19 protein-coding genes, 1 tRNA gene and 1 pseudogene are annotated in these 18,873 nt (G+C 71.4%); 8 read left to right on the plus strand and 13 right to left on the minus strand.

Annotated elements, in window-relative coordinates; all coding sequences use genetic code 11:
• Window positions 1–21 precede the first annotated feature (21 nt).
• Window positions 22–555, plus strand: a complete 534-nt coding sequence (locus WJ438_RS05170) for a DUF309 domain-containing protein (RefSeq protein ID WP_406729594.1) — start codon at window positions 22–24, stop codon at window positions 553–555.
• A gap of 49 nt (window positions 556–604) precedes the next feature.
• Window positions 605–1,378: a precorrin-6A synthase (deacetylating) gene (gene cobF / locus WJ438_RS05175; protein WP_406724160.1), complete on the plus strand. Its 774-nt coding sequence runs from the start codon at window positions 605–607 to the stop codon at window positions 1,376–1,378.
• Between the two features lie 32 nt (window positions 1,379–1,410).
• On the opposite strand, the gene WJ438_RS05180 is transcribed toward cobF, so the two are convergent.
• A complete protein-coding gene (locus WJ438_RS05180; RefSeq protein WP_406724161.1) occupies window positions 1,411–2,151 on the minus strand; it encodes a cobalt-precorrin-6A reductase in 741 nt (246 codons plus the stop codon).
• A gap of 178 nt (window positions 2,152–2,329) precedes the next feature.
• On the opposite strand from WJ438_RS05180, the gene WJ438_RS05185 reads away from it, so the two are divergent.
• Window positions 2,330–3,718 carry a diacylglycerol/lipid kinase family protein gene (locus WJ438_RS05185; protein ID WP_406724162.1) on the plus strand — a complete coding sequence of 463 codons (1,389 nt, stop codon included), beginning with the start codon at window positions 2,330–2,332 and terminating at the stop codon, window positions 3,716–3,718.
• A 68-nt stretch (window positions 3,719–3,786) separates the two neighbouring features.
• On the opposite strand, the gene WJ438_RS05190 is transcribed toward WJ438_RS05185, so the two are convergent.
• Window positions 3,787–4,569 carry a sulfite exporter TauE/SafE family protein gene (locus tag WJ438_RS05190; RefSeq protein WP_406724163.1) on the minus strand — a complete coding sequence of 261 codons (783 nt, stop codon included), beginning with the start codon at window positions 4,567–4,569 and terminating at the stop codon, window positions 3,787–3,789.
• Between the two features lie 283 nt (window positions 4,570–4,852).
• Between WJ438_RS05190 and WJ438_RS05195 the strand changes: the two genes are divergently transcribed.
• The 3 genes from WJ438_RS05195 (at window position 4,853) to WJ438_RS05205 (ending at window position 6,953) form a co-directional block, all read left to right on the plus strand.
• Window positions 4,853–5,335 (plus strand): Dps family protein, encoded by a 483-nt coding sequence (locus WJ438_RS05195; protein WP_406724164.1) that lies wholly within the window; start codon window positions 4,853–4,855, stop codon window positions 5,333–5,335.
• Between the two features lie 166 nt (window positions 5,336–5,501).
• Window positions 5,502–6,314 carry an SAM-dependent methyltransferase gene (locus tag WJ438_RS05200; protein ID WP_406724165.1) on the plus strand — a complete coding sequence of 271 codons (813 nt, stop codon included), beginning with the start codon at window positions 5,502–5,504 and terminating at the stop codon, window positions 6,312–6,314.
• A 102-nt stretch (window positions 6,315–6,416) separates the two neighbouring features.
• Entirely contained in the window at window positions 6,417–6,953 is a 537-nt protein-coding gene (locus tag WJ438_RS05205) for an NUDIX hydrolase family protein (RefSeq protein ID WP_406724166.1), read from the plus strand.
• A 25-nt stretch (window positions 6,954–6,978) separates the two neighbouring features.
• Here WJ438_RS05205 and WJ438_RS05210 read toward each other — a convergent pair whose 3' ends face one another.
• From WJ438_RS05210 to WJ438_RS05235, 6 genes are all read right to left on the minus strand, one after another.
• Window positions 6,979–8,169: an ABC transporter ATP-binding protein gene (locus tag WJ438_RS05210; protein ID WP_406724167.1), complete on the minus strand. Its 1,191-nt coding sequence runs from the start codon at window positions 8,167–8,169 to the stop codon at window positions 6,979–6,981.
• Window positions 8,170–8,238: 69 nt separating this feature from the next.
• Window positions 8,239–9,072 (minus strand): carbohydrate ABC transporter permease, encoded by an 834-nt coding sequence (locus WJ438_RS05215; RefSeq protein ID WP_406724168.1) that lies wholly within the window; start codon window positions 9,070–9,072, stop codon window positions 8,239–8,241.
• Window positions 9,072–9,986 (minus strand): carbohydrate ABC transporter permease, encoded by a 915-nt coding sequence (locus tag WJ438_RS05220; RefSeq protein ID WP_406724169.1) that lies wholly within the window; start codon window positions 9,984–9,986, stop codon window positions 9,072–9,074. Before WJ438_RS05220 ends, WJ438_RS05215 begins: the two co-directional genes overlap by 1 nt.
• Entirely contained in the window at window positions 9,983–11,203 is a 1,221-nt protein-coding gene (locus WJ438_RS05225) for an ABC transporter substrate-binding protein (protein WP_406729595.1), read from the minus strand. The genes WJ438_RS05220 and WJ438_RS05225 overlap by 4 nt, the downstream gene beginning before the upstream one ends.
• Before the next feature lie 244 nt (window positions 11,204–11,447).
• On the minus strand, window positions 11,448–12,056 hold the full coding sequence (locus WJ438_RS05230; protein ID WP_406724170.1) for a GPP34 family phosphoprotein: 609 nt from the start codon (window positions 12,054–12,056) through the stop codon (window positions 11,448–11,450).
• Between the two features lie 153 nt (window positions 12,057–12,209).
• Window positions 12,210–12,286, minus strand: a tRNA-Pro gene (locus tag WJ438_RS05235).
• Window positions 12,287–12,418: 132 nt separating this feature from the next.
• On the opposite strand from WJ438_RS05235, the gene WJ438_RS05240 reads away from it, so the two are divergent.
• Together WJ438_RS05240 and WJ438_RS05245 are read left to right on the plus strand one after the other, a co-directional pair.
• Window positions 12,419–13,126: a transketolase gene (locus WJ438_RS05240; RefSeq protein ID WP_406724171.1), complete on the plus strand. Its 708-nt coding sequence runs from the start codon at window positions 12,419–12,421 to the stop codon at window positions 13,124–13,126.
• A gap of 56 nt (window positions 13,127–13,182) precedes the next feature.
• Window positions 13,183–14,119: pseudogene (locus WJ438_RS05245) on the plus strand (transketolase family protein).
• Between the two features lie 38 nt (window positions 14,120–14,157).
• Here WJ438_RS05245 and WJ438_RS05250 read toward each other — a convergent pair.
• The 5 genes from WJ438_RS05250 to WJ438_RS05270 all read right to left on the minus strand — a co-directional run bounded on the left by WJ438_RS05250 (window position 14,158) and on the right by WJ438_RS05270 (window position 18,856).
• A complete protein-coding gene (locus WJ438_RS05250; protein ID WP_406724172.1) occupies window positions 14,158–14,517 on the minus strand; it encodes an MmcQ/YjbR family DNA-binding protein in 360 nt (119 codons plus the stop codon).
• Between the two features lie 255 nt (window positions 14,518–14,772).
• Window positions 14,773–15,678 carry a LysR family transcriptional regulator gene (locus tag WJ438_RS05255; RefSeq protein WP_406724173.1) on the minus strand — a complete coding sequence of 302 codons (906 nt, stop codon included), beginning with the start codon at window positions 15,676–15,678 and terminating at the stop codon, window positions 14,773–14,775.
• 36 nt (window positions 15,679–15,714) lie between these two features.
• Window positions 15,715–16,914, minus strand: coding sequence for a glycine C-acetyltransferase (locus tag WJ438_RS05260; RefSeq protein WP_406724174.1), 1,200 nt, complete (start codon window positions 16,912–16,914; stop codon window positions 15,715–15,717).
• 100 nt (window positions 16,915–17,014) lie between these two features.
• On the minus strand, window positions 17,015–18,043 hold the full coding sequence (gene tdh / locus WJ438_RS05265; RefSeq protein WP_406729596.1) for an L-threonine 3-dehydrogenase: 1,029 nt from the start codon (window positions 18,041–18,043) through the stop codon (window positions 17,015–17,017).
• Window positions 18,044–18,280: 237 nt separating this feature from the next.
• On the minus strand, window positions 18,281–18,856 hold the full coding sequence (locus WJ438_RS05270) for a GAF domain-containing protein (protein WP_406724175.1): 576 nt from the start codon (window positions 18,854–18,856) through the stop codon (window positions 18,281–18,283).
• Window positions 18,857–18,873: the final 17 nt, after the last annotated feature.

Raw genomic sequence — 18,873 nt, forward strand, 5'->3', positions numbered from 1 at the left:
ACGGACAGCACCTCCTCGGACATGGACAGCACCGCCCCGCGCCGGCCGGAGGGTGTGCGGGACCGGGACGGTGAGGGGCGGGCGCGCAACGCCCGGCCGCGGGACGGGCTGGGGCGGCCGCTGCCGTACGGCGCGGAGGGTGTGCCCCGGCAGCCCGAGGGGGTCGTCCGGCCGCCGGAGGAGAGCGTCGCCGAGGCGCAGCGGCTGCTGGACGAGGGGAAGCCGTTCCACGCGCACGAGGTGTTCGAGGACGCCTGGAAGTCGGGGCCCGAGGAGGAGCGGGAGCTGTGGCGGGGGCTCGCCCAGCTCGCCGTGGGGCTCACCCACGCGGCGCGCGGGAACGTCACCGGCGGGGCCCGGCTGCTGCGGCGCGGTGCGGGCGCGGCGGAGGAGTGGGCCGCGGGTGCCGGGTCCGCGCGTCCGCACGGGATCGATCTCGGCGGGGTCGTGGCCTGGGCCCGGGAGCTGGCGGCGGAAGTGGAGCGGGGGGAGGGCGTTCCCGTGGACGCCGGGGCGCGGGCGCCACGGCTGCGGGACACGTCCCGGCGAGGGTAGTCCCGGACGCGGTGCGCGGAGTGTCAGTGGGGTGCGGCAGACTCGGGGCGTGCGAAAAATCCATGTCATCGGTATCGGCGCGGGCGACCCCGACCAACTGACCCTGCAGGCGGTCAAGGCGTTGCGCGGCACGGACGTGTTCTTCCTCCTCGACAAGGGCGAGGTGAAGGCGGACCTGACCGGGCTCCGCCGGGACATGCTCGACGCACACCTGCCGGAGCGGACGTACCGCGTGGTCGAGGCGCGCGACCCGGAGCGGGACCGGAGGGCCGGCGGGGCGGCCTACTCCCCCGCCGTCGGTGACTGGCGCAGCGCCCGCGCGGACATCTACGAGCGGCTGATCGCCGAGGAGCTGGGCGAGGGCGAGGTGGGCGCGTTCCTGGTGTGGGGGGACCCGTCGCTGTACGACAGCACGCTGGGCATCCTCGAGGAGGTGCTGGCGCGGGGCGGGGTCGCCTTCGAGTACGACGTCGTGCCGGGGATCAGCAGTGTCTCGGCGCTCGTCGCCCGGCACCGCACGGGGCTCAACCGGGTCGCCCGGCCGGTCCAGATCACCACGGGCCGGCGGCTCGCGGAAGGCTTCCCCGAGGGGGTGGACGACGTCGTCGTGATGCTGGACGCCCACCAGACCTTCCGGCAGTACGCCGGCCAGGACGTCGACATCTACTGGGGCGCCTACATAGGCACCCCGGACGAGATCCTCGTCTCCGGCCCGCTCGCCGAGGCCGCTCCCCGGATCGAGCGGCTGCGCGCGGAGGCTCGCGAGCGCAAGGGCTGGATCATGGACACCTATCTGCTGCGGCGGAACCTCGGGGACGGCTGAGCCGCCTGAGACCTGTCGCGCCGGATGTCGCGTCAGAAGGATCCCAGGCGTTCCAGGGCGCTCGCCACGTCGGGCACCGGGCTGACGTCCTCCGGCAGTGGTGGGCGGCGTACGACCACGACCGGCAGGCCGAGGTCGCGGGCCGCCGTGAGTTTGGCGGACGTCGCCGATCCCCCGCTGTCCTTGGTCACCAGTACGTCGATGCGGTGCTCGCGCAGCAGGGCCGTCTCGTCGGCCACGGTGAACGGTCCACGGGCCAGCAGGACGCGCATGTGCGGCGGCACGGGCGGCTCGGGGGGCTCCACCGACCGGAGCGTGAAGTGGAGCCGGGTCAGCCGGGCGAAGGCGGCGAGGCCCAGGCGGCCGGTGGTGAGGAAGGCTCTCTGTCCGAGCCGGGGCAGTAGTTCGGCGGCGGCGTCCAGCGAGGGGGCCGGGTGCCAGCGGTCGCCCGGTCCGGGCTGCCAGCCGGGGCGACGCAGCACGACCAGGGGCACGCCGGTCGCGGTCGCGGCCCGTGCCGCGTTCGCCGTGATCCGCTCGGCGAACGGGTGCGTGGCGTCGACCAGGGCCGTCACGCCCTGGTCGCGGAGCCAGTCGGCGAGCCCCCGCGCCCCGCCGAAGCCGCCGACGCGCATCCCGCCCGCGACCGCTCCGGGCCGTGCCACCCGTCCGGCGAGGGAGGTGGTCACCCGCACTCCGGGACGGGCGGTCAGCTCGGCGGCGAGTTCGCGTGCCTCGGTGGTGCCGCCGAGGACCAGGACGTGCGCAGACATGACGCCGAGCGTACGAGTCCGGCCGCCGGAGGTGCCGGGGCGGGCCCGGAAGGGGCATCGGAGGGGCGCCCATGGGGCAGGCCCACGAATGTCGGACACGCGCTGTGACCAGGACTCGGGTGTCGGCAACGTCCGTGGCCCCGTACGTCTTACGATGACGCCGGGGACTGGAGGAGTCATGGCCGTGGACTTGAGCAGGCGGGCCTACCGGATCCAGCGGTGGTCCGCGCGGGTGGCGCTGGCCGCGGCCACGCTCGCGGTGCTGTTCCCGCTCCTCTACGGGGGTCTGCGGGGGCTCGCGCTGCTGCTCTGCGGCGCGGCGGGCCTCGCCGTGAGCGCCGCGGCCCTGTGGTGGACGCTGACCCTGCGGGGTCCGCTGCGCTGGGTTGCCGGGCTGGTGGCGCTGTGTGTGCCCGCGGCTGTCGTCACGCTGTTCGCCGTCACCCTGTTCTGGGTGCTGCCGCTGTCACTGGCCCTGTGGGGGCTGGCCGTGTGGAGCGGCCGGTACGCGCTGCGGGGGACGGGGAGCGAGCGGCTGGGAGAGCGGCGGGCACCGCCGCCCCGGCGGCCGGTGCTCATCATGAATCCCCGGTCGGGCGGCGGAAAGGTGGGCCGGTTCGGCCTGCGGGAGAAGGCGGAGCGCCTGGGTGCCCGGGTCGTCCTGCTCGATCCGGAGGGGCCGAACGACGTGACCGCTCTGGCCCGGGAGGCCGTCGCGGACGGCGCCGATCTGCTGGGCGCCGCCGGCGGTGACGGCACGCAGGCGCTGGTCGCGGCCGTGGCCGCCGAGCACGACATCCCTTTCCTGGTCATCAGCGCCGGGACGCGCAACCACTTCGCCCTGGACCTGGGCCTGGACCGCGGTGATCCGGCCGCCTGCCTCGACGCGCTCAGCGACGGGGTGGAGCTGCGCGTCGATCTCGGTTTCGCCGGTGACCAGCCCTTCGTGAACAACGCGTCCTTCGGCGCGTACGCGTCGATCGTGCAGAGCCCGGCCTACCGGGGCGACAAGATCGGCACCAGTCTGGAGCTGCTGCCCGACCTGCTCACCGGGCAGCAGGGTCCCCGGCTGGTCGCCCGCGTCGGCGACACGACACTCGACGCCCCGCAGGCGGTGCTGGTCAGCAACAACCCCTACCGCACCGATGACCCCTTCGGTCTGGGCCGGCGGGACCGGCTCGACTCGGGTGTCCTCGGTGTCCTCGGCGTCAAGGTGGAGGGCGCGGTTCACGCCGCCTCGCTGCTGCTGGATCCCGCGCCGGGCGGACTCACCATCCTGACCGCCCCCGAGGTCGTCATCGAGGGGGACCGCGCGGAGATAGAGGCCGGGGTCGACGGGGAGGCCCTGGTGCTGCCGGCTCCCGTCCACTGCCGTATCGCACCCGGCGCGCTCCGTGTCCGCGTCCCCCGCAAGCGGCCCGGCGTCACGCCGCCGCCACCGCGCCTGGACTGGCGGCGGCTGCGCAAACTGGCGGCGACGGTCGGCCGTACGGCGGCCCCCAGCCGATTCCGGCACCACGACGTCCCGCAGACGCAGGGCAAGGAGCCCTCTCTCGGCTCACGGTAGGTCCGGCGCACACCGCACCCACCGGCACCCGGCTTCCCGCACCCGACGCCCTGCTCCCTGCTCCCTGCTCAGCGCACCAGCAGTTGCACGCCGCCCACCACCGTCGCCGCGATCACCAGCCGCTCGAAGAGCTGCTGGTTGATCCGGCCCACGGCCCATTTGCCGAGGAACGCGCCGGGCACGACGAACAGTACGAGCGCCGCGTCGAGCAGCAGCGACTCCGCGTTGATCAGTCCGAGGCCCACGCTGAACGGCACCTTGGACGTGTTGACGATCAGGAAGAAGAAGGCCGACGTCCCCAGGAAGCCCAGCTTCCGGAAGCCCGCGGAGAGCAGGTACAGGGACATCACCGGTCCGCCCGCGTTGGCGACCATGGTGGTGAAACCGCCGAGGACGCCGTACGAACGCGCCTTGGCCTTGCCGGCCCGGGAGGTGACGGCGTCGGGTTCGTCCCTGGCCTCGTCCCCCTTCGCGGCTCGCCGCCGCCACACCGTCACCCCGGCCATCAGCAGCAGGATCGCCCCGATCGACGTCCGTACGGCCTCGTCGTCCGCCCACGTCAGGAAGACGGTGCCGACCACGACGCCCGCCGCGACCGCCGGGAACAGCCGCCACAGCGTGGGCCAGTGGGCGTGCCGCCGGTAGGTGAGGACGGCGAGCACGTCCCCGGCGATCAGGATGGGCAGCAGTACGCCGGTGGAGGCGCGCGCGGGCAGCATCGCCGCGAAGATGGCGAGGCTGACCGTGTTGGCCCCGCTCACAGCGGTCTTGGAGAAGCCCACGAGCAGGGCCGCGAAGGCGAGGGCGGCGAATTGCCAGCCGTTGAGGTCCCAGAGCGTCATCGTGTTCATTGCGGGGACCGATGCTATGTCCACCTGATGAGCGCGGTAAGCACCGTCTCGCCTGATGGCCCTGCCGTCAGCGCCCGCGGATCAGTGTCGTTCGGCCCCGGCCGAGCTGCCCGTCGGAAAGGGCGCGCCCACCCGCCGGATCGTGCGCGCGCCGCGGGGGTCGCCGTGTTTGCGCCGGAGCGCCCAGGGCACTCGCGCGGTCGGAAGCCGTCAGCCGCGACAGACACCGCAACAGACGGCGGACGGACGAGAAGGACAAGAACGAGAAGGGAACCCCCACCCCATGACCGTTGTGCGGAGCACGTTGCCCGACGAGGACCGCCGAATCGCCTGTGAGGCACTCCAGAGCACCCTGGTGGATCTCCTCGGCCTCTCCCTGATCGGCAAGCAGGCGCACTGGAACGTCGTGGGCCCGCGGTTCCGTTCGGTCCACCTCCAGCTGGACGAGGTGGTCTCGGTCACGCGCACCGGCGCCGACACGGTCGCGGAGCGCTCCGCGACGCTCGGCGTGCCGCCGGACGGCCGTCCGGAGACCATCGCCAAGGTCTTCTCACTACCCGCCCCCGATGAGGGCTGGCTGCGGGACGAGGACGCCGTGCGGGTGATGGCCGAGGCGCTGGGGACCGCGATCGTACGGTTGCGCGAGCGCGTCGACGCCACCGAGAAGGCGGACCCGATCACCCAGGATCTGCTGATCTCCCTCACCGCCGAACTGGAGAAGCTGCGCTGGATGTTCGAGGCGGAGAACGCCCCGGCCGGCTCCTGACGGACGCACGTGGCGCCCCCGCTCCACTCTCTCTTCCACTCCCCTGACCCCTCCTGCTCCCGCTCCCCTGTCCCGCTCTCCCGTTTCCCGGGACAAGGTGATCATCGCGCGGCACAATGACCGCGACGGCCGGATCCGGTCGTGGGAGCGAGGGAGGGCGAGAGACGTGGGTGAGAGTCACACCCCGCCGAGGGTCCCGGCGCGGCTGGACACCTCTGTCGCGCACAACGCGCGCGTGTGGAACCACTGGATCGGCGGCAAGGACGACTACGAGGTCGACCAGCGGGTCGGTGACCATGTCGCCTCGATCATCCCGGTCATCCGGGACATCGCCCGCGCGGACCGGGAGTTCCTGGGCCGGGCCGTCGCGTACCTGACCGGTGAGCGCGGGGTGCGGCAGTTCCTCGACGTCGGCACTGGACTGCCGACCGCGGACAACACCCACGAGATCGCGCAGCGGATCACGCCCGACGCCCGGATCGTCTACGTCGACAACGACCCGATCGTGCTGGTCCACGCCCGGACCCTGCTCACCGGCAGCCACGACGGCGCAACCGCCTACATCTACGCCGACGTGCACGACCCGGACGCCATCCTCGAGCGGGCCGCCGTCACACTCGACTTCGACCGTCCGGTCGCGGTGATGATGCTGGGCATCCTCAACTTCGTCCTCGACACCGACGAGGCCCGCGAGATCGTACGGCGGATCATGGCCGCCGTCCCCTCCGGCAGTTTCCTCGTGCTCACCCACCCCACCTCCGACGCCGAGGTGGGCGGCGAGAACCAGATCCCCGCGATGGAGTTCTGGAACGAGAACGCCACTCCCCCGATCACCGCCCGCAGCGCCGAGGACATCGCCGCGTTCTTCGAGGGGCTGAATCTTGTCGAGCCCGGCCTGGTGTCCTGCTCGCAGTGGCGTGCCGGGGCGGACGCCACGGTCGTCGTACCGCAGTACGGCGCGGTGGCCGTGAAACCCTGACGCGACCGTCGATCCGATCCGGCCGAGCCCTTCGAGGAGGACACACCGCCGCGGAGCGGCTGGCACCCCGTAAGCCCGACCCGTTGAAAGTATGATCAAGCGATGTCTGACACGACCGAAACCACGCCGGGATGGCTGTCCTCCGACGAACTGGAGATGACACGTGCCCGCATGCCGATCCTGTACGTCGAGTCCGTCCCCGTCCGGGTCGACGACAGCGGCGAAGTCACCAGCGTCGGCCTGCTGCTGCGTATAGGGCCCGACGGCACGGTCAGCCGGACGCTGGTCTCCGGCCGGGTGCTGCACCACGAGCGGGTCCGCGACGCACTGCTGCGCCACCTGGAGAAGGACCTCGGCCCGGTGGCGCTGCCCCGGATCCCGGCATCGCTCCAGCCGTTCACGGTCGCGGAGTACTTCCCCACGCACGGCGTCACGCCGTACCACGACCCGCGTCAGCACGCGGTGTCCCTCGCCTACATCGTGCCGGTGACGGGTGACTGCCGGCCCCGGCAGGACGCCCTCGACCTGGTGTGGTTCAGCCCGCAGGAGGCCCTGTCGGAGGCCGTGCAGAGCGAGATGCCGGGCGGGCACGGCGTGCTGCTGAAGCAGGCGCTGGCCCACGCGGGCTGCGTGAGCTGACCCGGCGGGAACGGCGCGAGCGGGATCAGGTGGCGTCCCGGCGCTCCGGATGGGTGAGGTTCGCCCCGGTCGAGGGGTCGAAGACATGCGCCTTGCCCATGTCGACCCGGAGTTCCACGGGTGTTCCCTCACGGGCGCGGGTGGCGGCGTTCAGCCGGGCCACGATCTGCTGCGTGGCGCCCGCGCCGGTGTCGCGCAGACCGGAGTCGGTGGCGAGTTCCTCCAGTTCGGCGGTCGTCACCGGTCCGCCCTCGGCGTTGAAGTAGACGTACACGTCGGAGCCGAGCGACTCCAGCACGTCCACGGTGGCCGTGACGACGGGGCCGCCCGACTCGCGGGCCAGGGCCGCGTCCTCGAAGGCCTCGGGACGCAGCCCGACGATGACGTCGCGCGGCGCGTTCCGCCGTTCCAGCGCCTGGCGCGTACGGTCGTGGAGCGGCAGGTCGCCCAGCGGTGAGCGCAGCACACCGGCCTCCAGGGCGGCGCCGACGAAGTTCATCGCCGGGGAGCCGATGAAGCCCGCGACGAAGAGGTTGCGCGGCAGGTCGTAGAGCTGTGCGGGCGTGCCGATCTGCTGGATCAGGCCCTGCCGCATGACCACGACCCGGTCGCCGAGGGTCATCGCCTCGGTCTGGTCGTGGGTGACGTAGACGGTGGTGGTGCCCAGGCGGCGTTGCAGCCGGGAGATCTGGGTGCGCATCTGCACCCGCAGCTTGGCGTCGAGGTTGGACAGCGGCTCGTCCATCAGGAACGCCTTGGGGTCGCGGACGATGGCCCGTCCCATCGCCACCCGCTGACGTTGGCCGCCGGAGAGGTTGGCGGGCTTGCGGTCGAGGAACTCGCTCAGGTCGAGGACCCGCGCGGCCTCCTCGACCTTGCTGTCGATGGTGGTCTTGTCCACCTTCGCCAGGCGCAGCGGGAAGCCCATGTTCTCGCGCACGCTCATGTGCGGATACAGGGCGTAGCTCTGGAACACCATGGCGACGTCACGCTCCTTGGGCGCGAGGTCGTTGACGACCTCGCCGCCGATGCGCAGGGTGCCCTCGGTGATGTCCTCGAGTCCGGCGATCATGTTCAGGGTGGTGGACTTGCCGCACCCGGACGGGCCGACCAGGATCACGAACTCGCCGTCGGCGATGTCGAGATCCACGTCCTTCACGGCGACGGACCCGTCGGGAAAACGCTTGGTGACTCCCTCGAGGACGATCTCGGCCATGGGTGGTGCCTCCTTGCCTTCATGACGGCCGGGTCCGGGTGTGGTGCGGGGTGGACCGATGCGGCCCGGTCACCCCTTGACCGCCCCGGAGGTCAGTCCGGCCACGATCCGCCGCTGGAAGAACAGGACGAAAACGATGATCGGGACGGTGATCACCACGGCGGCGGCGGCGATCGACCCGGTGGGCTGCTGGAACTGCGAGCTGCCGGTGAAGAACGCGATCGCGGCGGGCACCGTCCGCGCGGACTCGGTGGAGGTCAGCGAGATCGCGAACAGGAAGTCGTTCCAGCAGAAGATGAACACGAGGATGGCGGTGGTGAACACGCCCGGTGCGGCCAGCGGCACGATGACCAGCCGGAATGCCTGCGCGGGCGTGGCGCCGTCCACCTTGGCGGCCTTCTCCAGGTCCCACGGGATCTCCCGGAAGAACGCCGACAGGGTGTAGATCGCCAGCGGCAGCGAGAAGGTCATGTACGGGATGATGAGCCCGAGCCAGGTGTCGAAGATCCCGATGACCCGCTCGATGTCGAACAGCGGCGACACCAGGGAGATCGGTGGGAACATGGCGATCAGCAGCGACATCCCGATGAGCAGCTGCTTGCCGGGAAACCGCAGCCGGGCCACGGCGTAGGCGGCCATGGTGCCCAGGATCACCGCGATCACCGTGGCGATCAGCGCGATGCCGATCGAGTTGATCAGTGCCCGGGTGAACTGGGAGGTCTCGAAGATGCCCCGGTAGTTCTCCCAGGTCCAGTCCCGGGGGACGTAGTTGCCGTCGGAGAGGGTGCTGGGGTCCTTGAACGACAGCGCGGCGATCCACCACACCGGGAACAGGGCGTACAGCACCACCACGACGTTGACGACACCCCAGCGGGTGGCGTGCGTCCTGCCTGCTGCGGCCATCAGCGCTTCACCTCCGCGCCGGGTGCGGCGGCGCCGAACAGCTTGACGAAGGTGAAGGCGATGATCCCGACACAGAGGAAGATCAGGACCGAGATCGCCGATCCGACGCCCAGGTTCAGCGCGGTGAACAGGTTGCTGTAGCCCAGGATCGACAGGGAGCCGGTGCCGTGGGCGCCCGAGGTCAGGACGTAGATGTTGTCGAAGATCCGGAAGGCGTCCAGCGTGCGGAAGAGCAGCGCGACGAGGATGGCCGGCTTCATCAGCGGCAGTACCACCCTGGTGAACCGTTGCCAGGGGGAGGCGCCGTCCACCATGGCCGCCTTCAGGGTCTCCTCGGGGACCAGCGCGAGGCCGGCGAGCAGCAGCAGCGCCATGAACGGGGTGGTCTTCCACACCTCGGCGAGGATGATCAGCCACAGCGCGGGCCACTGCTCGGTGAGCGGGGCCTCTCCACTGGGCAGCAGTTCGGCGAGGTAGCCGAGCTCGGGGGTCCAGGCGTACTGCCAGGAGAAGGCGGCGACCACGGTGACGATGCCGTACGGGACGAGGACCGCGGTGCGCACCGTGCCGCGCCAGAACAGCGTGCGGTGCATCACCAGGGCGAGTGCCATGCCGAGGACGAGTTCGACGGCCACGGACACGGCGGTGATGAACAGCGTCACCCAGAACGCGTCCCACCAGAACGGGGAGGACAGCACCGCCCCGTAGTTGCTCAGGCCCACGAACTCGGCCCGGGCCGGGAAGCGCAGGTCGTAGCGCTGGAGGGAGAGGTAGACGGCGTATCCGATGGGGTAGGCGGTCACGGCGGTCATGACGATGACGGCCGGCGCGCACAGCAGCCAGCCGAGGCGCCGTTCCTGCTTGGCGCCGGCCGAGAGTGCTTTCCCGCCCTTGTCCGGGAGGCGGTGGCTCACGGGATCACACCCTCGGATCGCAGAGCATCGTCGATCTGGTCCCTGATGGTGGCGACCGAGCTCTCCGGCTTGATGGCGGACGGCGGGGACAGCGTGTGGGAGACGGCGATCGACACGTTCTGGTAGGCGGGAGTGACCGGCCGCACGCTCGCCGCCTCCAGAGCGGCCAGCACTTCTTCGGAGAACGGATACGCCTTCATGAAGGCGGGGTCGTCGTACAGTTCGCGCAGGGTGGGCGGCAGCCCGCCGTCGAGCGCGGCGGTGAGCTGGTTCTCCCGGTCGCGCAGGCACAGGGCCGCCTCGAAGGCGAGGTCGGGGTGGCGGGAGTAGGCACTGACGGCGAGGTCGATGCCGCCGATGGTGGTCCGGGCGGGGCGGTCGGCGTCGACGCGCGGGTAGGGCGCCCAGCGGAAGTTCTTGAACAGCTGCGGGTTGTTCGCCTCCATCGACGGATGGACGAACGGGTAGTTGAGTTCGAACGCCGCCACCCCCGATTCCATGGCGAGGCGGTTCTGGTCCTCCATCTGGTTCGGCAGGGAGGGGTCCGCGGCCGGCGAGTTGGCGAGGTCGTGCATGAGGGAGGCGGCCCGGACGGCCGGCGGGCCGAGGGACGGCGCGGTGGCGCTCGGGTCGAGGAGGGAACCACCCGCGCTGTTGACCAGCGTGTTGAACCAGACCGTCAGGCCCTCGTACTGGGCGCCCTGGATCTCCACGTAGTGGGGCTTCCCCTGCCGGGCGAGCTCGCGGGACATGTCCAGCATCTCGGACCAGGTCCTCGGCGGGGTGGGCACCAGGTCCTCGCGGTACCACAGGAGCTGGGTGTTGGTGTTGTACGGGACGGCGTACAGCTTGTCCTTCCAGGTGGCGGTCCGCAGCGGGACGCGCAGCGTGCCCTCGGTGGCCCGCCGTTTCGTCTCGCCGGTCCACTCCCGGACCCAGCGGGCCTCGGCGAACTCCGCGGCCCAGGTGACGTCGAGGCCCATGATGTCGATGGATTCGTCCTCCGCGGCGAGCCTGCGCACCAGTTGCTGGCGCTGGCCGTCGGCGCCTCGTGGCAGCTTGTTGTAGCTGATCCGGTAGCGGCCGCCCGATGCCCGGCTGCACCGGTCGGCGGCCTTCTGCAGGGCGCCGGAGTCGTCGGGGAAGTTGTACCAGTTGAGGGTGGGCCGGCCGGAGCCCTCCTGGCCACCGCCACAGGCGGCGAGCGTGGACGCCATCAGCGTCAGCGCGACCAGCACCCGTGTCCGCGCCCGGCGCCGTCGCGCCCCTCGGGGGCGTCGCCCCTCGCCGGGGTTCCCCGCATCCGGTCGGCCCCCGCACCTCGCGTGCACGCGCTCCACACCTCGCTTCCGGGATGGCGGCGCGGGTGTCGGGCCCCGCGGCGGTGCTTACCCGGCGAACGTTAAGCAGTACACAACGCGACATCAAGGACATCCATGGACGAATCAACCATGGAATGCGTCAAACAGCTCGCCAGACGTTGTCGAAGGCCGCGCTCTCGAGGCCTCGCCGCTGCCGTACGGCCTCCAGTTCCATGACGGCGTCGTTGACGGCGGCCAGGACGGTCACCACCTGTTCGTCGGCGATCTCGGCGACCAGGTCGTCGGTCGGCTGTTCCCCGATGCCCGCGGCGGCGGCGAGGCCGGCCAGCACCGGTTCACGCGACGCCCAGCGGCCGGCCGCCCGGCTCCGGGCCGACGAATCGGTCGGCACCGGTGGGTCCGCCCGGAAGGAGATCCGGCGGGCGTGCGGCCGGGTGACCAGCCCTTCCGACTCCAGGGCGGCAAGATGGGCGGCGGCCAGGTCACGGCCCCGGCGCCACAACCAGTCCTCGACGGATTCGTAGGGCGCCTGCCGCACGAGTGACGATGCGGCCTCGCGCAGCGGCCCCTCACCGCCGGCGGGCGGCAGCCTGGGTACGACAAGGTGCTCGTCCAGGGTGACGGCCTCGGCGTCCATGAGGTCGATCAGCTCCGCCCCCGCGAGCGCGAGCGACAGCTCACCCTGCGCCACGGGAGGAGTGGAGGGGGTGTCGAGGGCGACGATCATCAGGTCCCGTGCCGTGGTCATGGGCGACTCCCTGTCATGGTCCCCTGCCAAAGGGGCGGCGGCGCATCCACAGACGACACCTCCACAGGTCACACATCGTACGACCGCCGCACCGGGGACGACGAAAAACCGTCTCCTCATCCATGAGAAGACGGCCTCCGACCTGCTACAAGCTGGTCGGGACGACAGGATTTGAACCTGCGACCCCTTGACCCCCAGTCAAGTGCGCTACCAAGCTGCGCCACGTCCCGATGCCCGTCTGACCTGGGAATTCCCCCGGATCAACGTGCACGGAAACAATACCGCACTCGGGACGGTGATCGCGCACCCGTTTGCACGGCGGAGCTTGACCTGAAGTTTGGTTGAGGTTGCACGATCGCCGTATGACGATCACCGAGGAACACACGCATACGTACGGGTTCGCGGATCTGCCGGGGCTGATGGGCCGGATGACCGGGGACGAGAAGCACGGGCCTGCCGCCACCTCCACGCTGGACGTGCTGTGGGTGCTCTACGACCGGGTGCTGCGGGTGAGCCCCGAACTGATGGACGACCCCGGGCGCGACCGCTTCCTGCTGTCGAAGGGGCACGGACCGATGGCGTACTACGCCGTGCTGGCCGCCAAGGGCTTCCTGCCGGTGGAGTGGCTGCCGGGCTTCGGCTCGTACGACTCCCCGCTCGGCCACCACCCCGACCGGGTGCTGGTGCCGGGGGCCGAGATCGGCAGCGGATCGCTGGGGCACGGGCTGCCGCTCGCGGTCGGCACGGCGCTGGGACTGCGCGCGCAGGGGCTCGACGGACCGGGGGTGTGGGTGCTGATCGGCGACGCCGAACTCGACGAGGGCAGCAACCACGAGGCCATCGCCTTCGCCGGGCCGGCCGGTCTGGAACGGCTGCACACCGTCGTCGTCGACAACTCCTCCGCCAGTCACGCCCGGCCCGGCGGGATCGTCGCGCGTTTCGAGGCGGCCGGCTGGTCCGCGCTCACGGTCGACGGCCGTGACCACGAGGCGCTGTATGCCGCGTTCACCGCGCCGCATCCGGGCCTGCCGCACGTGGTGGTGGCCCGGGTCGAACCGAAGTACGCGTGAACCCTCTCCCTTCTTTCAGTCGTGTTCGGTATGCGGTAAGGAAAGGACTGACTTCCGTGGACACCATGCGTGACCGATTCGCCCCTGTCGTCACCCGGCTGCTCGACGAGGATCCCCGGGTCGCCGTCGTCCTCGCCGAGGTCGGCAAGGACGCCTTCACCGAGGCCGTGCGCCGGCATCCGGACCGGGTCGTCAACGTCGGCATCCGGGAGCAGCTCCTGGTGGGAGCCGCCGCGGGGATGGCGCTCACCGGCCTGCGGCCCGTCGTGCACACGTTCGCCAGCTTCCTCGTCGAGCGGCCCTTCGAGCAGGTCAAGCTGGATCTCGGGCATCAGAGCGCGGGTGCCGTGCTGGTGAGCGCCGCCGCCTCCTTCGACTGGCCTGGCCGGTTACACGCACATGGCTCCCGGTGACGTGGCGCTGCTGGACACCCTGGACGGCTGGACCGTGCATGTGCCGGGGCATCCGGACGAGGCCGAGACGCTGCTGCGGCATGCGGTGGCCGCCGGGGACGACAAGGTGTATGTGCGGCTGTCCCTGCAGTCCCACACGCACCCGCTGCCGGTGGACGGTGAGCGCTTCCGCACCGTCCGCGAGGGCCGCTCCGGAGTGGTGGTCGCCGTCGGGCCCGTCCTGGACGCCGTCCTCGCGGCCACGGAGGGGCTCGACGTCACCGTCCTGTACGCCACCACGGTCCGTCCCTTCGACGCGGCCGCGCTGCGGCGGGCCACCGGGACCGCCGCAGCGGACGTCGTCCTGGTCGAGCCGTACCTGGCGGGCACGTCGGTGGCGGAGGCGAACGACGCGTTGGCCGATGTGCCGCACCGGGTGCTGGGGCTGGGCGTGGGCCGGCGGGAACTGCGACGGTACGGGCAGTTCGACGAGCACGTCGCCGCGCACGGTCTCGACGCCGCCTCGCTCCGGGAGCGGATCACGGGCTTCGTCGCGGGTGGAGCGGATACGGCGGACGCGACGGGCGCGGTGCCGGCGTGAGACCTCGCCACGGGCCACTGACAACACCCGTCGGCCGTTCAGCCCACGGACGGCAGCCCCAGCCGGGGATGCGCTTCGAGCAGCCGGGGTGGGGCCGCCTGACGCCAGGAGTCGGCGAGGATGTCGTGCAGTTCGTCCTCGCCGTCGAGTGCGGTGAGGCGGACCCTGACCCAGGCGGACTGCGCCTCATGGCCCGCGATCCAGAACTTCCCCGGTTCGGCGAGGGCCAGTTCGTCCCGCTCCTCCTTGGGACAGCGCACGGCGATGGACGTCTCGTCCTCGGGCAGGGTGGCGAACATCTTCCCCGCGACCCGGAACGTGGGCATGCTCCATGCGATCTTCTCCGCGGTGTCCGGCAGGGACAGGGCGATCCGTCGTACGTCTTCGGCATCCGGCATGGCAGGAACGGTAACGGCCGCCACTGACATTGATATGACATTGATATGGGTGGGCAGGTTCTGGTGGTCGTGGCTCTGCCACTGACTGACGTCCTGCTGGACTGCCTTCCGGCTGTTCTGTCCGGCCGCCGGGGCCTGTTCAATCACCTGGTGGAAGGGGAGACCGTTACCGTGCCCAGGCGCTTGTGGCAGAGGGGCGTCGGCCGCAGGACGCCGGGACTGCCCTCGGGCGCCGGGCGGTTCCCCGCGACAGGCCTACGCCGCTCGGGCGGCCTCGCCGAGCGCGTCCAGCACCGGGCGGATCAGCGGGTGCTCCTCGGCTCCCCGGCGTACGGCGGCGAAGACCCGGCGGGTGGGTGCCACTCCGTCGACGGGGCGGACGACGACGCCCGTCAGGTCCATGCCGCGCAGCGCCGAGCGCGGGACCAGGGCGACGCCCACGTCCGCCGAGGCCAGCGCCACCACCGCGCGGAAGTCGTCCGAGGTGTGCTCCAGACGAGGCTGGAATCCGGCGTTCTCGCAGGCCAGGACGAGGACGTCATGGCAGGGGTTGCCGGGGTAGGGGCCGATCCACGGGTCCTTGGCCAGCTCGGCGAGCGGCACCTCGGCGGTGTCGGCCAGCCGGTGGCTGACGGGGACGACCGCGTCGAAGGGCTCCGCGTACAGCGGTAGGTGGGTCAGCCGCGGGTCGTCGGCGGGCGGCGCCCCCCGGTACTCGACGGCCACGGCGACGTCGATCTGCCGGTCCAGCAGCATCGGCAGGCTGGCGTCGCCCTCGGCGTCCTGGACGTGGAGGCGGATCCCGGGCGCCGTGGCGGCGAGGTCGACCACGGCGGGGACGACGACCTGGGCGATCCCGGTCGCGAAGGAGGCGATGGTGACGGTACCGGCCGCGCCCGAACTGTAGGCGGCGAGTTCGGCCGCGGCCCGCTCCAGCTGGGCGAGGACCACGTGGGTGTGGTCGAGCAGGATCTCGCCGGCCTGCGTCAGCCGTACCCCCTTGGCGCTGCGCTCCACCAGCCGATGGCCGGTCTCCTGCTCCAGCGCGGTGAGCTGCTGGGACACGGCCGAAGGGGTCAGATACAGCGCGGCGGCAGCCGCCGTGACCGTACGGTGGTCGGCCACCGCACGCAGGACGTGGAGCCGCCGCACCTCAATCATGAGACCGATCCTCTCAAACGCCGCCGCGCGCTCCGCTCAGGCGTCGAGCTCCGCCCGCGCCGCCACGAAGGCGTCCACCGCGCGGTTCACGTCCTCGGTGGAGTGGGCCGCGGACAGCTGGACCCTGATCCGGGCCTGCCCCTCGGGCACCACGGGATAGGAGAAGCCGATCACGTACACACCGCGTTCCAGCAGCAGTTCCGCCAGGCGTCCCGCGCGGGCCGCGTCGCCGATCATCACCGGGGCGATGGGGTGGTCGCCGGGGAGGATGTCGAAGCCCTCGCCGGTCATCAGGCGGCGGAACAGGGCGGTGTTCTCGCCCAGCCGGACCCTCAGGTCGTCCGCGGACTCCAGCAGGTCGAGGACCTTCAGCGAGGCCGCCGCGATCACCGGGGCGAGTGTGTTCGAGAACAGGTACGGCCGGGACCGCTGGCGCAGCAGGGCGACGATCTCCGCGCGGGCGGCGACATAGCCGCCGGAGGCACCGCCGAGCGCCTTGCCGAGGGTGCCGGTGAGGATGTCGACGCGGTCCATGACGCCGTGCAGTTCGGGGGTACCGCGCCCGCCGGGTCCGACGAAGCCCACGGCGTGCGAGTCGTCGACCATGACCATGGCGTCGTGGCGGTCGGCGAGGTCGCAGATCTCGGCCAGCGGCGCGACATGGCCGTCCATGGAGAAGACGCCGTCGGTGACGATCAGCTTGCGCCGCGCCCCGCCCTCGGCGGCCTCCTTCAACTGGCGCTCCAGGTCCGCCATGTCACGGTTGGCGTAACGGAAGCGGCGGGCCTTGGACAGCCGGATGCCGTCGATGATCGACGCGTGGTTGAGCGCGTCGGAGATCACCGCGTCGTCCGGGCCGAGCAGCGTCTCGAACACGCCGCCGTTGGCGTCGAAGCAGGACGAGTAGAGAATCGTGTCCTCCTGGCCGAGGAACGCCGACAGCCGGGCCTCCAGTTCCTTGTGCACCTCCTGCGTACCGCAGATGAAGCGCACCGACGCCATGCCGTAGCCCCAGCGGTTGAGGGCCTCGTGGGCGGCGGCGAGCACCTCGGGGTGGTCGGCGAGGCCGAGGTAGTTGTTGGCGCAGAAGTTGAGGACCTCACCGGGACGGCCGCCGGCCGTGACGTTCACGGTGGCGGACTGCGGGGTGCCGATGACGCGCTCGGGCTTGTGCAGTCCGGCGGCACGGATCTCGTCGAGGGTGGTGCGGAGGTCGTCGCGCACGGAGTCGAACATGGGGAAGCTCCTGGATGAAGGTGCTCGCGGATGAGGAGAATGCCGAGGAAGGTACTGGGTGGGTGCCGGTACGGGTGTGCCCGGGACGGGTGTGCCGAGGTCAGGCCGTCCAGTCGAGGATGATCTTGCCGCCGCGGCCGCTCGCCGCGTCCTCGAACGCCACCTCGAAGTCGCGGTGGGAGTACCGGCCGGTGATCACGGGGGAGAGGTCGAGGCCGCCTTCCAGCAGCACGGACATGGCGTACCAGGTCTCGAACATCTCACGGCCGTAGATGCCCTTGAGGGTGATCATCGAGGTGACGATCCGGGCCCAGTCGACCGGGAACTCCTCGGCGGGCAGGCCCAGCATCGCGATCCGGCCGCCGTGGGCCATGTTGGCGATCATGTCCCGCATCGCCTCGGGGCGGCCGGACATCTCCAGGCCGACGTCGAAGCCCTCGCGCAGGCCGAGGAGGTGCTGCCCGTCGGCGAGGGCCGACTCCCCCACGTTCAGCGCCAGGCTCACGCCGATCTTACGGGCGAGTTCCAGACGCTCCTCGCTGACGTCGGTGATCATGACATGGCGGGCTCCGGCGTGCCGGGCCACGGCGGCGGCCATCAGGCCGATCGGTCCGGCGCCGGTGATCAGGACGTCCTCCCCGACGAGCGGAAAGGACAGGGCGGTGTGCACGGCGTTGCCGAACGGATCGAAGATCGCGGCGACATCGAGGTCGACGGGCACGCGGTGCACCCAGACGTTGGTCGCGGGCAGCGCGACGTACTCGGCGAACGCGCCGTCGCGGCCGACGCCGAGCCCGACGGTGGCGCAGCACAGGTGCCGTCGTCCGGCCAGGCAGTTGCGGCACTTGCCGCACACGAGGTGTCCCTCGCCGCTGACCCGGTCACCGGTCTTGATCTCGCCGACGTCCCGGCCCGTCTCGACGACCTCCCCCACGAATTCGTGCCCGAGGACCAGCGGAGTACTGATCGTCTGCCGCGCCCAGCCGTCCCAGGACCGGATGTGCAGGTCGGTGCCGCAGATACCGGTGCGCAGCACCTTGATCAGCACGTCGCCGGGCCCGACGGCCGGCTCCGGGACGTCCGCGAGCCACAGCCCGGGTTCGGCCTTCTCCTTGACGAGCGCCTTCAACGCCACGACTCCTGAGGGTGAGTCCCGGTTCCCGGGCATGCCGGAGCAGCCCAGGCCGGGAGGCGGAGTGGATTCGCACTGCAATCTGCCGTACGCCACCCTCACCGGTCCATCGAGGATTTCTTAAGCGTGGCCACAGCTTTCCTTCACACCATCACCCCATCGGCCCACGCTCACCAGGCCCGTGGATTCACCACGGCAGCCCGTCGGTGTCTCCGCGGCCCCGGGTCTCCGTGTTCAGAACGGCAGACCGCCGGTCTCTCCGCGTTCGAGCCGTACGACGAGGTCCGCGGCCTGCTCCTTGATGGCGGTGAGTCCCGCCCATCCCCAGGCCCGCGGCCGGATGTCGGAGACCGACACGGTGCCCAGCACCGTGCCGGTGCTGTCGATGAGCGGGGCGCCCAGGTAGGAGCGCACCCCGAACCCGTCCACGACCGGATTGCCCGCGAACCGCGGGTAGTCGCTCACGTCTCCCAGGACCAGGGCCTTACGCCGGGCCACCACATGGGGACAGAAGCCGTGGTCGCGGGGCAGTGCCCGGCCCAGCAGGGCGCCGGTGCCGTCGCCGCGGACGACGGGCGCGACCGCCGGGGCGTGCAGACCGGCGAAGAACTGCCCGCCCTTCCCCAGAAAGTTGACCATGGCGTACGCCGCCCCGGTGAGCTCGGAGAGGCCATACGCGAAGGCGTCGAGCGCGGGCTCGGGGCGCTCACCCAGGCCCAGCCGGCGCAGCCGCTGGGTGCGGGCCGGGGCCTCCTTGTCCTCGGGGGTGAGCAGGAGACGACCGGCCGGGCGGGACGGGTCGTCACTCATGGGCGGGCTCCCTGGGT

The sequence above is a fragment of the Streptomyces sp. GD-15H genome, assembly GCF_045291515.1.
Taxonomy (GTDB): Bacteria; Actinomycetota; Actinomycetes; order Streptomycetales; family Streptomycetaceae; genus Streptomyces.